Below are 16,216 nucleotides of genomic sequence, written 5' to 3'. Positions count from 1 at the left end.
GTGGATTTTGTATATGCATTTCTTGTAGGAGGAGCTATTTGTGTAATTGGACAAGTGCTGCTAGATTTCGCAAAGTTAACACCGGCACATTTAATGGCAACTTTTGTAGTCGCCGGAGCTATTTTAGACGGATTCGGATTGTACGATAAGCTTATAAAATTTGCAGGTGCTGGGGCAACAGTCCCTATTACAAGTTTTGGACACTCACTATTGCATGGGGCAATGCATGCGGCAGAAAAACATGGATATTTAGGAATTGGAATCGGTATGTTTAGCTTAACATCTGCGGGGATTTCAGCAGCGATATTATTTTCATTTTTTGTTGCACTTATATGTAAACCGAAAGGATAAATCAAATGAGACGAAGGGTTGTTTTGGTCACAGATGGAGATGAATATGCAAAGCGGACAATTGAGCTGTTAACAAAGGAATTTGGGGGAAGGTGTATTTCAGCATCGCAAAGTAATCCGACCAAATTGACAGGGAAGAAAGTTGTTGAGCTTATTATGCAAACGCCATATGACCCTGTATTTGTCATGTTTGATGACAGCGGATTTATAGGAGAAGGATCTGGTGAAAAGGCGTTAAAGTATGTCGCAACACATAAACAAGTTGATGTACTGGGTATTTTAGCGGTAGCATCTAATACACATCATTGGGAATGGGCGCGTGTAGATGTAAGTGTAGATCGGAATGGGAATTTGACAGAATATGGCGTTGATAAATTTGGACTCCCAGATGGTGACATTGGCAGGATTAGTGGGGATACGATTTATTGTTTAGATGATCTGAATGTTCCTGTCATTGTGGGGGTCGGTGATATTGGCAAGATGTGTGGAAATGATGAATGGGAGAGAGGATCACCTATTACTAGAAAAGCGATTCAATTAATTTTGGAAAGGAGTGGGTTTTATGACGAAGCCTAAAAAAGTGAATATCCCGATTTCATCTTTTTTAAGTGATAATGAAAATTACTTAAAGCAAACAGTTGGACTAGGTGTTACATACGATGTTGGTATTCGTAAATTTCAAATTTTAAATAAAGAAATTGGTGTGTTATTTGTAAATGGACTTTGTGATACGAATTATATTATCCCTATTTTAGAAGAAGCGGTGGATACAAATGAAATAAGGGATGTAGAAGAAGATACAGTAAAGCTTTTAGAGAATCGTTTAATTCATCAACAAGTAAGTAAAGTAAAAACGATGGATGATGTAATGCTCCAAGTATTATCAGGACTCATTGTTATATTTGTGGAAGGTGAAACGGAAGCGTTCGCAATAGATGTTCGTAGTTATCCAGGGCGGACACCGACAGAACCAGATACAGAAAAGGTAGTGCGCGGTGCAAGGGATGGATTTGTTGAAAATATCGTTGTAAATACAGCGTTAATTCGTAGAAGGATACGCGATCCACGTCTTCGAAATGAAATGATTCGAGTAGGGGATAGATCGCAAACGGATATTTGCATTACATATGTACAAGATGTTGCAAACCCAGATTTAGTAAAGATTATAAAACAAGAATTAAATAACATTGATGTAGACGGGATTACGATGGCGGATAAAACAGTAGAAGAATTTGTAGTCAAGCAAAGCTATAATCCCTTCCCGCTTATTCGATATACAGAAAGGCCGGATGTAGCAGCAAATCATCTATTAGAAGGACACGTGCTAGTGCTCGTTGATACATCACCAAGTGTTATGATTACGCCAACAACATATTTCCACCATTTACAGCATGCAGAGGAGTTTAGACAAAATCCCGCTGTAGGTACATTTTTACGTTGGGTACGTTTTTTAGGTGTTATATTTTCGTTATTCTTATTGCCGTTTTGGTTAGTCTTTGTATTTGATCCAACTCTTTTGCCTGAAAGCCTTGCTTTCATTGGACCGAATAAGATGACACATTTACCAATTTTATTACAAGTTTTGATGGCGGAAATCGGACTCGAATTTTTAAGGATGGCTGCTATTCATACACCGACATCATTGTCGTCTGCAGCAGGATTAATTTCTGCCATATTAATTGGCCAAATTGCAATTGATGTAGGTTTGTTTGTACCAGAAGTTATTTTGTATGTAGCGGTTTCTATGATTGGATCATTTGCTACGCCAAGTTATGAGTTGGGGCTTGGGAATAAGATTGGAAAATTATTTGTTATTATTTTGACGGGTATATTTCATGAAATGGGATTTGTCATTGGAATGACGATATTGATTCTATTTTTAACATCTATAAAAAGCTTGCAAACACCGTATTTATGGCCGTTTTTACCGTTTGATTGGGGCGCGTTAACGAAAATTTTACTCCGTCCAACTATGTCTAGTTTAAAAGTGCGTCCAAGTATTGTAAGACCTCAAAATGTGCGAAGACAAAAATAAGCGGGATTATGCTCCGCTTATTTTTTATTGAAAATTTATTGTTTTTTTAACAAAAATCAAACATTTTTTTTGTACAATTAGAGTAGATATTGTGTATGGAAGGGGAAGAGGACATGATTAAACTATTTGTAAGTGATTTAGATGATACACTCGTTTACAATATGAATGATATGCAAAAAGAAGATGAACGAGCGCTTTGTTGGCTAGCTGAAAACGGGACAAATATTTGTTTTGCCTCTGGCCGTTTTACTCACCGAATTGATGAGGCGGTAAAAAGGTTTTCGTTCCCGTATTACACAACTAGTTTAAATGGAGCGACAATGATACTACCGGATGGAAAAGTATTTCATGAATCGAGTTTTGAAGATGGGGTTGCCCAGGAAATATATCGATATATACATAAAAAGGGACTAGCAGATATTGTTTGTGCAAATGAGCAGCGATATACAAAAAGGAAGAATGAACATCACCATACTTTTGAAGAGTATATGGGAGTGCATATTGCTGAAATAGAAGAGTTAGAAGAGGAATTTGGGAAGACTGTACATCCTGCGAAATTATTTGTTTTTGGCGAAGAAGAAAAAATTGTAGCATTAGATCAAGAGTTGAGAGATACATTTCATAGCGAAGCAGAAGTCTTTATATCGGGTAAGCGATATGTTGACATTATGCCAAGAGGTGTAAGTAAAGGAAGCGCTCTGAAGCGATTAATGGAACATTTACAAATTGAAGCAAATGAAGTTGCATGTATTGGAGATTCTTTCAATGATATTTCTATGTTTGAAGTAACCCCGCACTCCTTCACCCTCCATCATGCTCATCCGTATGTGAAGGAGAAAGCAAATCATGTTGTCCGTTCGGTTGAAGAAGCTATTATGAAATTACCGTTACTTGTATAAAAAAGAAGCTCGTCACTGGCGAGCTTCTTTTTTACTTGAATAAAGATTTAACGAAATCAATGATACTAGAGAAGAAATCTTTTACTTTATCTAGGAAACTTTGCCCTTCTTCAGATCCTAAGAAGGCAGACACATGGTCTTTTGCTTTTTCTAATTGGCTACCAACTTGGTTCCAATCGATATTAAGATTTTTCATTTTATCAAATAACGATACTAAGTTATCCAACTGTTCATCTGTTAATGTAATGCCAAGTTGATCAGCAATTTTTTTAATTAATGAACGTAAATCTTCAGTGGTTTTTGGCTGTTCTTTTGCAATTTCTTCTTTAATTTTTGCAACAAGTTGAACTGCTTTTTCTTCGCCGATTTTATCACCAAGCTGGGCTGTTTGTACCATTTCTTCATTGGCTACTTTTTTTACTTCTTCAGGAATGGCTTTGTTTGATGTTGTTTCATAGGCCTTCATTAAACCTGTTAAAGCAGCAGTTCCTGAAACTTTAAATGGTGCAGTAATTTGAATCTCTGCATCTTTCACACCTGCTGTAATAAGTGCATTTGTGTACATTGCATCTGTTATCGAATTAATGTTTTTTGAGCGTACAATGAGACCTGACCCTGGTTTTGTGTATGTAATCATAGAAGAGGAAATTGCTCTCGTACCAATTTGCGCTTTTGGAACGATGCCCTCTAGAAATTTATGTTCTTCCGCATTAGATACAGTAATAATTTGTGCATCTTTTGGTGCTTTCATTTCTTTCAAAAGATCTTGTTTCTGTTGTTCAGATAAGTTTTCTCCTAGTGTAACAATTGATTCTCCCTCAATGATGTCTGCAAATGAAGCTGTTGGCATAATAAATACGGCTACAGCTAATAGCAGAGCTAGTAATTTCGTTTTCACGAAAAATCGCTCCCTTTCTCTTTCTTAAATTTTCGGGCAACACAGTTATTATAGTATATTTTTCTTATTTGTCACCTAGCTTCTTCCACATTTCAAAAAAGAAGCATGCAGATTGTCGGATTCTTTTTGTTTCTCGTCATGAATATGGTAATATAGTGCTGAGATAGTTGAAAGGAGACATATACATATGAAAACTTTAGGATACATATTAATGGAAAATGGCGAAAAAATCGATTTAGAATTTTTCCCAGAAGAGGCACCAAAAACAGTAGAAAACTTTAAAAAATTAGCAGAGCAAGGATTTTATGATGGTGTGACATTCCACCGCGTTATTCCTGGCTTCGTAAGCCAAGGTGGAGACCCAACAGGCACAGGTGCAGGTGGCCCAGGTTACTCTATCCCATGTGAAACTGATGGAAATCCTCATAGACATCTTGTTGGCTCACTTTCTATGGCACATGCTGGCCGTAATACAGGTGGTAGCCAATTCTTTGTTGTTCATGAGCCACAACCGCATTTAGATGGCGTACATACTGTATTCGGTAAAGCAACAAGCGGTATTGAAACAGTATTAAACATGCGTCAAGGCGATGTAATGAAAGAAGTTAAAGTTTGGGAAGAATAAGTTATGAGAAAAAGAGAGCGATTTTGCTCTCTTTTTTTATTTCCTATAAACAGGGATTGGTATATATTTTAAAGTATATGACACAAATAGGACGGCTACTAACGTTAAATTATATTGTTCATGAGAACAAACTTTTAACAAAATACATAGGATGGAGTACGAATTATATGCTTCAATAAATGTATTTCTCTTAACATATTGCTTTTGGTAGAACTACTTTGTTCAAAAGTGGTTAATAAGTGAAATGTGATGAGAAAGGGATTTTCCTTTTAGTTCCTATATAGTATTGTCTCTTTTTTGAGCGGTGTAATAGAAAGAAATAGCGTGGAAACATATATTTGACTTTCTTCTTAACGCTTTGTATGATTATCAAGTTGTTTCAGCCCCTTCTCACTCTGGTAAAAATATTGTAGAATGAATGTGATATGAAAAGAGTGATTGAGGGGATAAATAGTTTGTAACTTTTGTAAGAAGGGATAAGGGTTATGTTAATTCGTTTTAAAAAAAGTTATGAAAAAATTGCAATGGGGCTTCTTTCATTTATGCCAACTGAAAAAGATGTAAAAACATTACAATTGACAATGAAAGAATATGAAGCGAAAGAGGATTGGCAATTGTATTTGTGGAAACAAAATGAAGATTTTGTTGGGATAATGGGGATTATAAAAAAAGAAGATCAGGTATTGGAAATTCAGCATTTGAGCGTGAATCCGTCTCACCGTCATATGGGGATTGGGACGAAGATGGTTCAAGAGCTTAAGAGTAAATTTCTTGAGTTTACAATTTGCGGAAATGAGCAAACAGCAAGTTTTTGCAAAAAGTGTAAAGAGCTTGAACAAAATATACATTCATGAAAGCAGGGATAAGTAGTTTATTATCTCTGCTTTCTTTTTTGTAGTTGCTCGTGTCGCTCAGAAATGACTTCTGTTCGATCACGCAATGTGTGCTTACTTATGATGTATTCACCAGGAATGACGTTCACATCTTTCCAAGAGAGGTTTTGTTTCTTACATAACTGTATGCATTGTTTTTCTAACGATACGTCTAATAAGGGTAAAAATAATGGCGCAAAAATTTCCTTTTTGTGGATAGAGTGTAATCTTTCATTTAATAAGAACATAAGTTGTTTATGATCTATTCCTAATTGATGTAAAGATGTACTGTTCTTTTCTAAAAGTGCTATTGCGCTTTTTATCATCTTCTCTGCACCATTCCAGTTGGATCGTCTGTGATGGTATAAGGAAACAGCAATTTGAATGAGACCGACTAAGTAATTGTCGCGTTCTCCTCTAGGTTTTAATTTCCAATACTCTTCTAATATTTCATGACATTCAAAATAATCATAGTCTCCGTGAAAATGAATTAAAAATTGTATGTACTCGGTAGGATACATTTTATTCGCTCCTGTCTAACGGTTATATGTACAGTTTATCATAGAAATATTAACAATAAGCGACTAGGGAAATATCCCTAGTCGCTTTATTGCGTCCTATTAGCAGAAGCAAGCTGCTCCTACAATGATTAGTAAAATGAACAGTACAACAAGTAATGCGAACCCACCGCTAAAACCGCAATCAACGTGACCCATAGTTTTTTGACCTCCTACATTGTTCTTACTACATTGTTATCATATGAAGCGGTGGGCATTATGACATGGGCATAGGTCTATTTTTAATTAAATTTCTTAAAAAGGTTGGATAGAACATGAGTATGCTCTATACTTATGGTGTTATAGAAAAAATGTGGTGGGATGCTTTGTGCAGTATAATTTTAAAGTAGAGGCTTTTGAAGGGCCTTTAGATCTATTGTTACACTTAATAAATCGTTACGAAATTGATATATATAATATTCCTGTAGCGAAAATTACAGAGCAATATCTATCTTATGTCCATACGATGAAAGAATTACAATTAGATGTTGCCAGTGAGTATTTAGTAATGGCTGCAACGTTATTACAAATTAAAAGTAAAATGTTGTTACCGAAACAAGAAGAAGATGTACCTGATAACGGTGAAGACTTTATAGATGATCCTCGTCAAGAGTTGATGGAGAGGTTAATTGAATATAAGAAATATAAGCAAGTTGCTACTGAGTTAAAAGAAAGAGAACAAGAAAGAGCACAGCTATATACACGTCCGCCAATTGATTTTACATCATTTCAACAAGAAGAGGAGACAAGCTTACCTCTTGATGTTACGTTATATGATATGTTAGCGGCATTTCAAAAGCTAATGCGTCGTAAAAAAGCAAAAACCCCCGTAACAACGCGAATTACTCGCCAAGAAATACCAATTGCACAGCGAATGACTGATATTCTACAACAGTTAGAAGTAAGAGGCGGTCGTCAAAGCTTTTATGATTTGTTTGCTGATGAAGAACGTGAAATAATGGTTGTAACATTTTTAGCGGTTCTTGAGCTAATGAAAAATCAACAAATCATAATTGAGCAGGAACATAATTTTGATGAAATTTTCGTATCAAGCTCTAATAAATCCGTATAGAGTTGATGTGAAGATGGGATAGAAATATTTTATCTCATGTTAGGTTTTAATGTATCGTTTGGAACGAGAGAAGAAATATTGAACCGAACGCATTTACTGTGATTCGGTTTTTTTATGTGTGTTTTTTATGGGAAATAGGAGGAAGGAGTTCGTAAAATGGATAGAAAAGAACAAAAATCGATTATTGAAGGGCTTTTATTTGTTGCAGGTGACGAAGGGATTTATCCGGAACAGATAGCTAAAGTTCTGGAAGTTGAAGTGGAAGAAGTAATAAACAGTATAGAGGAAATGCAAAAAGAATGCGAAGGATCGAATCGCGGTTTGCAAATTGTACAATATGCAAAAGTGTATCGTTTTGCAACAAAGAAAGAACATGCTTCGTACTATCAAAAATTAATAGATACTCCAACCGCGGCTTCACTTTCTCAAGCAGCTCTTGAAACGTTGGCAATCGTTGCGTACCGTCAACCGATTACAAGGACAGAAATGGAAGAGATTAGAGGTGTGAAAACGGACAAGGCATTACAAACGTTAGTTTCACACTTACTTATAAAAGAAACGGGAAGAGCGGAAGGACCAGGGCGCCCTATTTTATACGGAACGACGAAAGAATTTTTAGATACGTTTGGATTGAAAACATTAGATGATTTACCACCTCTTTCGGAAGAAAATGAACAAATGAATGAAGCAGATTTATTCTTTGGTTCTTTACAGGAATTATCAAAATAAAAGCTTAGCATTTTGCTAAGCTTTTTTTGTATATCAATTACAGAGCGTGCCATACTAAATGAAAAAAGGAGACGAGTTATGAAAGGTGTACGGAGTATTCTATTGTTGGTTTCTGTTTTATTATGTTTTTCGTTAAACAGCGCATCGGCTAAAAGATATATGATGTCTATTCATACTGCGTCTTCTATACATATGCATCGGCAACATTTTGGTAAAATGAAAGTGAGTTTTTTAAAAGTTGGACAAGGTGATGCGACACTTATTACATTGCCAAATGGTCAAACGATGTTAATAGATGGGGGCCCTTATGAAGCAGGAGAGGTTATTATTCAAAAACTAATTGAAAAAGGAATTAATCATTTAGATGTGATTGTAAGTACTCATCCTGATATGGACCATATAGGGGGGCTTATTCCAATTGTAGAACAAATGCCGGTTTCACTCGTATTAGATAGTGGAAAAACATATAGTTCATTTACTTATCATACGTATCGGAATAATATTAAAAAAAGGGGCATACCTTTCATTTCAGTGAAGGAAGGACAATATATACCGTTAGATCCACATGTTTCTATACAAGTATTAAACAATGGTAAATCGAAAGACGAGAATAACGAGTCCTCAATTGTGTTAAAGATTCGATATGGTAAAGCGGACTTTTTATTAATGGGTGATGCTGATATACGGACGGAAAATGAAATATTAAAGCAATTTGATGTACATGCAGATGTATTAAAAGTTGGGCATCATGGCTCGTATACTTCAACGAGTGAAACATTCTTAAAAAAAGTAGATCCACAATTCGCTATTCTTTCGTACGGGAGTAGAAATCCGTATGGGCATCCTCATCAGAGTGTAGTAAGACGATTAAAACAGCGTGGTATAATGATATATGGAACAAACAAGCGAACTGTGGAAATAGAAACAGATGGTGAACATATTACTATGGGGGCAAGCGGTCTTATGCCATTACTTAAGTAACTAATTATATAAGAGGTTATTATCCATTTTGGTAAAAATGGATAATATATATTAGAATGAAAAAGAAATCAATTTCCTTTTTTCGCTGAACGAAGAGGAAATTTCATTAGAATGTATAGACAACTACTTGTGTGTATATTAAGATGGAATTAGGCGAATAAGGTAATAATAATAAGTAGGTATTTCATGGGAAAGGGTCGATGAAAATGAAAACGCAAGTTGTCATCAATGCCGAAATTTATACAGGTAAAGAAGTAGTGGAAAACGGATTTATTCGTTACACAGAAACAGTTAAAGAAATTGGTTTGATGGCTCAATATGTATCACAAGAAAATGAAACTGTGTTAGATGTGGCAGGAAAGATTGTAATTCCAGGTATGATTGATGTTCATATTCATGGTGGATACGATATTGATGCGATGGATGCAAATAGCGATGGATTAGTAACTCTTGGTAAAGAAATGTTAAAAGAAGGAGTTACAACTTACTTCCCAACAACAATGACACAAGCTCCAGAAGCGATTGAAGCGGCGCTAAGTGCTGCGAAGGAAGCGAAAGACAAAGGAGCACATTTCGAATATATTCACTTAGAAGGACCATATGTTTCAAAAAAACGTGCGGGTGCACAACCACTTGAACATATCGTTCCTGCGAGTATCGAGCAATTTAAACAATGGCAGGAAGCAAGCGGTAATTTAATTAAATTAGTAACATATGCACCGGAAGAAGAAGGTGCGTTAGAGTTTGAACAGTATCTTGCTGAAACAGGTGTTGTTGGCACAATGGGGCATACAGATGCAATTGATGCACAACTGAAAAATAGAAAAATTACACATGCAACACATTTATACAATCAAATGCGTGGATTACATCATCGTGAACCAGGAGTTGTTGGTCATGTGTTATTAAATCCAGATGTAATGGTTGAAGTAATTACAGATGGTATTCACATTCACCCTGATATGGTGAAATTAGCATATAAATTAAAAGGACCGAAAAAAGTAAGTGTCATTACAGATGCAATGCGTGCAAAAGGTCTTGAAGAAGGATTATATGAGCTTGGCGGACAGCCAGTACATGTAAAAGATGGCAGTGCCCGATTAGAAGATGGAACGTTAGCTGGTAGTATTTTAAAAATGGATCAAGCTTTCCGAAATGTAATTGAATTTACAGGATGTTCAATCGAGGAGGCAGTGTTAATGACATCAGTTAACCAAGCAGAAGAATTTGGATTAAATAATAAAGGCGCGTTAGCGGTAGGTAAAGATGCAGACTTTGTTGTTATGACTGAAGAATTACATGTATATGATACGGTTCGTTTAGGAATTCATATGAAGGAAGGGAAGTAATTAGATGAATATTCTTGTTGTAAAAACTCCAGAAGAATTAGCAGAAGCAGGTTATAAGTTAATTAAAGAGGTTGTAAAATCAAAAGAAAATCCAACTTTAGGAATGGCTACAGGAAGCTCTCCATTAGGTATTTATGCAGAAATGCGAAAAAATAAACTTGATACAAGTCATGCAACCACTGTAAACTTAGATGAGTACGTAAATTTACCACACGAAGATAAAAACAGCTATCACTATTTCATGCAAGAACAGTTGTTTGATCATCTTCCATTTAAACAAACTTATGTACCGAATGGGATGGCAAGTGATTTAGAGGAAGAGTGCAAGCGTTATGAAGGCATTCTAGTAGCTAACCCAGTTGACTTACAGATTCTTGGAATCGGTGAAAACGGTCACATCGGATTTAATGAGCCAGGAACACCATTTAATTCTCCAACTAACATTGTAGAATTAACAGAATCTACACGCCAAGCAAACCTTCGCTTCTTTGAAAATGAAGAAGATGTGCCGACTCATGCGATTACAATGGGAATTGGAAGTATTATGAAAGCGAAACAAATTCTACTTGTTGCTATGGGATCTAAAAAGGCAGAAGCTATTAAAGAATTATTGCAAGGTGAATATAGTGAAGCGTGTCCTGCTACAGTTTTACAACGTCATCCGAATGTAACCGTAATCGCAGATCCAGAAGCTCTATCTTTATGCAGTGAGGCGATTGCTGATGAACATCGACAAGTATTCACCATTTCCGATTTATTATCAGATTCAAGAGTGGGTGAAACAGCTAATTGAGGAAGGCGAATGGAAGCCGGGAGATAAAATTCCATCTGAGAATGAACTTTGTGATAAGTTCGAAGTGAGTCGTATGACAATCAGACAGGCGATTAATAACTTAGTGGAACAAGGTTATTTATACCGGAAACGTGGGATTGGAACGTTCGTCCAACTTCCGAAAGTGGAGCAAAAGTTGCAAGGAATGACGGGATTCACAGAAGATATGATTTCTCGTGGTATGAAACCGAGCAGCCAGTTATTAAGTTTCCGCCTAGTTCCAGCTACTGCTAAAATAGCAGACCGGCTGAGAATACAAGAGGGAGAATCGGTTTATGAAGTGAGGCGTACGCGCTTAGCTGATGACGAACCGATTGCATTTGAGACGACATATTTGTCGCCAACTCTTGTGAAAGATATTAACGAAGAAATATTACAACAATCTTTATATGAACATTTAGAGAAAAAACTGGGCTTTAAGCTTGTTCGCGCTACTCAATCAATTGAAGCTTCAATTGCAACGGATAATGAAGCTGAACATCTGCATATTCCTAAAAAGGCGCCTGTACTTGTAATGCGTCAATGGTCATATTCAGAAGGTGAGTTACCGTTAGAGTATGTGAAATGTATTTATCGTGGGGATCGTTACAAGTTTATTACGAACATCGCACGTAACAAGTAATATATTTCAGTTTGTGAAGTACAGTGAACTTTGATGTTTTCAACATGTAAAGAAATAAAAATACGACTCATCCTTATAAGGATCGAGTCGTATTTTTATTTGCTTCTTCATTATAAACAAGTACTTGGTTAACGGCATCTTTGACAGCATCTACTACATAGTGAGCGTGCTCTTTTACCGCATCATCAGCTTGAGACATAGCAAAACTATGAGGAGTTAAAGAAAACATTGGAATATCATTGTAAGAATCCCCTATGCATGCAACCTCCTCTGGTTGTATTTGAAACTCTTGTAATAAAACAGAAATAGCAGAACCTTTACTAATATTTGGTGGCATTACATCTAAACATTGTTCAGCTGAAATGAAAGTACTAACTTTTCCATGGAATTTTTCATCGATCTTTTTTTGAAGGAGTTGTAAGTTTTCTTTTGTTCCACCGATAGAAATTTTATTTGGAAAAATTGTATCATCGATTTTCTGTAATAAATTTGGCTCTTCAACAGAAGTCATTGCTACTTGTTTTTCGAGTTCATGAATAAAAGGTGTCTTTTCTTCAATATAGTAATTATGCTCATCACTTACATAACGGAAATAAGGGTCTTGATTTGTCATAGCTAGTAAATCAGGAAGAATGCTGGAATCAAAATTTGCGGATAATAGTTGCTTATTTTCATTAGTGTATACAAACACACCATTTACACTAATACGATGGAAATTTGTATTTACAGCTTTCATTAAGTCTGAGATTTCATTATCAAGTCGTCCAGAAGCGAAGCAAAGAATAACATTTTGCTCAGCAAGACTGCGAAGTGCCGCAACATCCTGTTCATCAATCAGACCTCCATGTTGCATCATTGTACCGTCAATATCACTTACAAACATTTTAATCATGTTGCTATCTCCTTTCTATGTACAGTTGCTCTTACATTATACGCATCATATACAAACATGTCTAAAAAATGAATTTTTATCAAATGGTAGATGTTTTACATTGACGACAAAGAAGAATGTTCTGTAACATAAAAGTAGGCTATTTAAGTACGAGGGTGGTGTTATATGAGTAATTATCTAGAAATTAAAAAAGTTTTAAATAATAATGTCATCATTGCTAGCCATCCTGAACACGAGGAAGTAGTAGTGATCGGTAAAGGAATTGGATTTGGAAAAAAGGCTGAAGATGTGTTGGAGCAAGAACAAATTGAGAAAATGTTTGTTTTAAAAAATGAACGTGATCGAGAACAATACAAACTTTTAGTGCCGCATGTGAGTGAAAAGCTAATTGAATTGATGAATGATATTATGTTATACATTCAAGAAAAAGCGGAGTCTCCATTAAATGAACATATTCATATCGCTTTAACAGATCATATTTCTTTTGCAATTAAAAGGCTGAAACAAGGACTTACAATAGATAATCCTTTTTTAGTTGAAACGAAAATGCTATATCCAGAAGAATATGAAATTGCTGAAGGAGTTGTGAAACTTTTAAATTCTCGTTTGCAAATTACATTGCCAGAAGGAGAAGTTGGCTTTATCGCACTCCATATTTATAGCTCGCTTACAAACTCTGATTTATCTTCTGTTAATCAAAATTCTCGTCTTATTGCACAACTTGTGTCTTTAATTGAGACAAACCTACAAATTACATTAGACCAAGAAAGCATTCATTATTTACGCCTTATTCGCCATTTACAATATGCTATTGAACGGGTGAAAAAAGGAGAAAAAGTAGAAGAAGCACAAAGTTTTGCTGATTTATTAAAATTAGAATATCCAGTTTGTTACAATTTGGCATGGAAGCTAGTCAAAGTAATGCAGAACGAATTACAACTTCCTGTTTATGAAGCGGAGAGTATTTATTTAACGATGCATTTACAACGATTAGTGAAAGCAGAACATGTGTAAAAAGACATATATTTTTGTCTAAAATGAAAACGTTAAAAAAAATGATTGAATCGCTTACAATAGTTATGTATAATAACTATTGCAAAGTTATACAAAATTCGACAAACACATTAAGGTAAATAACGAAAACGTTTGCTTTAATTATAGTGAACTTATACGTAATCCTATTTTTGACACGTGTTACTGATTCGATCAGGCATGAGTGGAGAAAAGTTGGGAATGTAAGCTAAAGAAAGGGACATACTACCCTTTGTATAGCTATCGTTCTATCTTTTTTTTCCTCATGCCTTTTTGGCGTTTGTCGAAAAGTATCAATATAGATAAGAGAGGAAGGGTTTCCATGTTTAAGAAGATCTTTGGTGTTCTTCAAAAAGTCGGAAAAGCGCTTATGCTTCCAGTAGCGATTTTACCGGCAGCAGGTATTTTACTTGGATTTGGTAATGCATTTCAAAATCCACAACTAACAAATGTTATCCCTGCTTTAAAAGCAGATTGGTTCGTAATGGTTGCAAAAATTATGGAACAATCTGGCGATATTATTTTCGCTAACCTTGCGCTATTATTCGCAGTTGGGGTAGCGATCGGTTTAGCTGGTGGAGACGGAGTAGCTGGTTTAGCAGCGTTCGTCGGATACTTAATTATGAACAAAACGATGAGTGTGTTCTTAGAAGTAGATAAACTAGTGAAAGTAACAAGCACTGGAACAGATCCAGTGAAAATTGGATTTTCAGATCCAGCATATGCAAACGTATTAGGAATTCCAACGCTGCAAACAGGAGTGTTTGGTGGTATTATCGTCGGGATAGTAGCGGCATATTGTTATAATAAATACTTTAACATTGAATTACCATCATACTTAGGTTTCTTTGCAGGCAAGCGTTTCGTACCAATCGCAACTGCAACATTCTCTTTAGTAGTAGGTATTATCATGTGCTTCATTTGGCCATACATTCAGGGTGGCTTAAATACGTTCTCACATCAAATGATTGATGCAAATAGAACGATAGCAGCATTTATATTCGGTTTAATCGAACGTTCATTAATTCCATTTGGATTACATCATATTTTCTATTCACCGTTCTGGTTCGAATTCGGTCAGTATACAAATGCAGCTGGCGAATTAATCCGTGGTGACCAAAAAATCTTTATGGCACAGTTAAAAGACGGCGTAGAATTAACAGCAGGTACATTTACAACTGGTAAGTATCCGTTCATGATGTTCGGTCTTCCAGCAGCAGCTTTAGCAATGTACCATGAAGCACGTCCGGAAAATAAAAAATTAGCAGCTGGTATTTTAGGATCTGCTGCATTAACATCTTTCTTAACAGGTATTACAGAACCGCTTGAATTTTCATTTTTATTCGTAGCACCAGTATTATTCGGAATTCATGCAGTATTCGCTGGTCTATCATTTATGACAATGCAAATTTTAGGTGTTAAAATTGGTATGACATTCTCTGGTGGTTTAATTGACTTCATATTATTCGGTGTACTACCAGGTCGTACGGCATGGTGGTGGGTAATTATTGTTGGTCTTGTACTAGCAGTTATTTACTACTTCGGATTCCGTTTCGCAATCCGTAAATGGAACTTAAAAACACCTGGTCGTGAAGTAGCGAATGCTAATGAAGGCGCAGGGAAAACAGAAGCAGGAGAACTTCCACGTGAAGTATTAGTAGCACTTGGTGGTAAAGAAAACATTGCTTCGTTAGATGCTTGTATTACTCGTTTACGCGTTCAAGTTAACGAACAAAAAAATGTAAATAAAGACCGCTTAAAAGAGCTTGGAGCAGCCGGTGTACTTGAAGTTGGAAATAACATTCAAGCTATTTTCGGACCGAAATCTGACACATTAAAATCACAAATTCATGATATTATGTCAGGTCGTACACCTCATGTGGAAAAAGAAGCGCCTGTAAAAGTGGAAGAAGCTCCTCAACAGGTTGATGAAAATGAAACAATCGTTTCACCAATTGAAGGGAAAATCTTACCGATTACAGAAGTACCTGACCAAGTATTCTCAGGGAAAATGATGGGAGATGGATTTGCGATTGAGCCAACAGAAGGAACAGTAGTTTCTCCGGTTAATGGTGAGATTGTAAATGTATTCCCTACAAAACATGCGATTGGTATTCAGTCTGAAGGCGGAAAAGAAATTTTAATCCACTTCGGTATTGATACTGTAAAATTAAATGGTGAAGGCTTTGAAGCGCTTGTAGCACAAGGTGATAAAGTGAAGCAAGGACAACCATTATTAAAAGTAGATCTTGCATTTGTAAAAGAAAATGCACCATCTATTATTACACCAATCGTCTTTACGAATTTACAACAAGGGCAACAAGTCGAATTGAAAAAAGATGGAAATGTTAAGAAGGGCGAAAACGCTATTATTGACATTCAGTAGGAATTTGACGCAAAATGTTTATAATTATAATAGGCGATGTGGTTGACCGAACATCGCCTATTATATACAATAGATGATGTAGTAC

Annotated in this window: 18 protein-coding genes; 14 read left to right on the top strand and 4 right to left on the bottom strand. The window is 35.8% G+C overall.

All coding sequences use genetic code 11. The annotated features are described in order from the left end of the window. From spoVAE to SB773_RS04740, 4 genes are all read left to right on the top strand, one after another. Entirely contained in the window at window positions 1-351 is a 351-nt protein-coding gene (gene spoVAE / locus SB773_RS04755; protein WP_002192610.1) for a stage V sporulation protein AE, read from the top strand. 5 nt (window positions 352-356) lie between these two features. Continuing rightward, window positions 357-926 carry a stage V sporulation protein SpoVABEA gene (gene spoVAEA, locus SB773_RS04750; protein WP_193645000.1) on the top strand — a complete coding sequence of 190 codons (570 nt, stop codon included), beginning with the start codon at window positions 357-359 and terminating at the stop codon, window positions 924-926. Next, window positions 913-2,385 carry a spore germination protein SpoVAF gene (spoVAF, locus tag SB773_RS04745; RefSeq protein WP_410588833.1) on the top strand — a complete coding sequence of 491 codons (1,473 nt, stop codon included), beginning with the start codon at window positions 913-915 and terminating at the stop codon, window positions 2,383-2,385. Before spoVAEA ends, spoVAF begins: the two co-directional genes overlap by 14 nt. A 95-nt stretch (window positions 2,386-2,480) precedes the next feature. Continuing rightward, a complete protein-coding gene (locus SB773_RS04740; protein WP_002067045.1) occupies window positions 2,481-3,284 on the top strand; it encodes a Cof-type HAD-IIB family hydrolase in 804 nt (267 codons plus the stop codon). Between the two features lie 31 nt (window positions 3,285-3,315). Here SB773_RS04740 and SB773_RS04735 read toward each other — a convergent pair whose 3' ends face one another. Next, window positions 3,316-4,182 (bottom strand): DUF1002 domain-containing protein, encoded by an 867-nt coding sequence (locus SB773_RS04735; protein WP_016100671.1) that lies wholly within the window; start codon window positions 4,180-4,182, stop codon window positions 3,316-3,318. Window positions 4,183-4,369: 187 nt separating this feature from the next. On the opposite strand from SB773_RS04735, the gene SB773_RS04730 reads away from it, so the two are divergent. Together SB773_RS04730 and ribT are read left to right on the top strand one after the other, a co-directional pair. Next, on the top strand, window positions 4,370-4,807 hold the full coding sequence (locus SB773_RS04730; protein ID WP_000853785.1) for a peptidylprolyl isomerase: 438 nt from the start codon (window positions 4,370-4,372) through the stop codon (window positions 4,805-4,807). 485 nt (window positions 4,808-5,292) lie between these two features. After that, window positions 5,293-5,661, top strand: coding sequence for a GNAT family N-acetyltransferase RibT (gene ribT / locus SB773_RS04725; protein WP_000908403.1), 369 nt, complete (start codon window positions 5,293-5,295; stop codon window positions 5,659-5,661). Window positions 5,662-5,681: 20 nt separating this feature from the next. Here the strand turns inward: ribT and SB773_RS04720 are convergent, their stop codons facing one another. Further along, entirely contained in the window at window positions 5,682-6,200 is a 519-nt protein-coding gene (locus SB773_RS04720; protein WP_002167723.1) for a DUF309 domain-containing protein, read from the bottom strand. Between the two features lie 99 nt (window positions 6,201-6,299). Next, complete coding sequence (locus tag SB773_RS04715; RefSeq protein WP_000510194.1) at window positions 6,300-6,395, bottom strand: YjcZ family sporulation protein; 96 nt, start codon at window positions 6,393-6,395, stop codon at window positions 6,300-6,302. 169 nt (window positions 6,396-6,564) lie between these two features. Between SB773_RS04715 and SB773_RS04710 the strand changes: the two genes are divergently transcribed. From SB773_RS04710 to phnF, 6 genes are all read left to right on the top strand, one after another. Next, entirely contained in the window at window positions 6,565-7,308 is a 744-nt protein-coding gene (locus SB773_RS04710; RefSeq protein WP_002143025.1) for a segregation/condensation protein A, read from the top strand. 156 nt (window positions 7,309-7,464) lie between these two features. After that, window positions 7,465-8,037, top strand: coding sequence for an SMC-Scp complex subunit ScpB (scpB, locus tag SB773_RS04705; RefSeq protein ID WP_002128944.1), 573 nt, complete (start codon window positions 7,465-7,467; stop codon window positions 8,035-8,037). A gap of 78 nt (window positions 8,038-8,115) precedes the next feature. Further along, window positions 8,116-9,018: a ComEC/Rec2 family competence protein gene (locus tag SB773_RS04700; protein WP_002143023.1), complete on the top strand. Its 903-nt coding sequence runs from the start codon at window positions 8,116-8,118 to the stop codon at window positions 9,016-9,018. Window positions 9,019-9,224: 206 nt separating this feature from the next. Further along, the gene (gene nagA, locus SB773_RS04695; RefSeq protein ID WP_002088433.1) at window positions 9,225-10,367 is read left to right on the top strand and encodes an N-acetylglucosamine-6-phosphate deacetylase; all 1,143 of its coding nucleotides are present in this window, start codon (window positions 9,225-9,227) and stop codon (window positions 10,365-10,367) included. A 4-nt stretch (window positions 10,368-10,371) separates the two neighbouring features. Beyond that, window positions 10,372-11,160: a glucosamine-6-phosphate deaminase gene (gene nagB, locus SB773_RS04690; RefSeq protein ID WP_002033913.1), complete on the top strand. Its 789-nt coding sequence runs from the start codon at window positions 10,372-10,374 to the stop codon at window positions 11,158-11,160. Further along, a complete protein-coding gene (gene phnF, locus SB773_RS04685; protein WP_078172874.1) occupies window positions 11,090-11,821 on the top strand; it encodes a phosphonate metabolism transcriptional regulator PhnF in 732 nt (243 codons plus the stop codon). Before nagB ends, phnF begins: the two co-directional genes overlap by 71 nt. 73 nt (window positions 11,822-11,894) lie before the next feature. Here the strand turns inward: phnF and SB773_RS04680 are convergent, their stop codons facing one another. After that, the gene (locus tag SB773_RS04680) at window positions 11,895-12,713 is read right to left on the bottom strand and encodes an HAD family hydrolase (RefSeq protein WP_410588828.1); all 819 of its coding nucleotides are present in this window, start codon (window positions 12,711-12,713) and stop codon (window positions 11,895-11,897) included. Window positions 12,714-12,878: 165 nt separating this feature from the next. Here SB773_RS04680 and glcT point away from each other — a divergent pair, with 165 nt between their 5' ends. Both glcT and ptsG read left to right on the top strand, forming a co-directional pair. Further along, window positions 12,879-13,727 carry a glucose PTS transporter transcription antiterminator GlcT gene (glcT, locus tag SB773_RS04675; RefSeq protein WP_002033914.1) on the top strand — a complete coding sequence of 283 codons (849 nt, stop codon included), beginning with the start codon at window positions 12,879-12,881 and terminating at the stop codon, window positions 13,725-13,727. 340 nt (window positions 13,728-14,067) lie between these two features. Next, a complete protein-coding gene (gene ptsG / locus SB773_RS04670; RefSeq protein WP_002014901.1) occupies window positions 14,068-16,131 on the top strand; it encodes a PTS glucose transporter subunit IIABC in 2,064 nt (687 codons plus the stop codon). Window positions 16,132-16,216: the final 85 nt, after the last annotated feature.

The sequence above is a fragment of the Bacillus sp. SIMBA_074 genome (genome assembly GCF_046534555.1).
In the GTDB taxonomy this organism is placed as follows: domain Bacteria; phylum Bacillota; class Bacilli; order Bacillales; family Bacillaceae_G; genus Bacillus_A; species Bacillus_A mycoides.
Note: the sequence above shows the minus strand (reverse complement) of the source record. Positions and strands in the feature narration are given on the sequence as shown.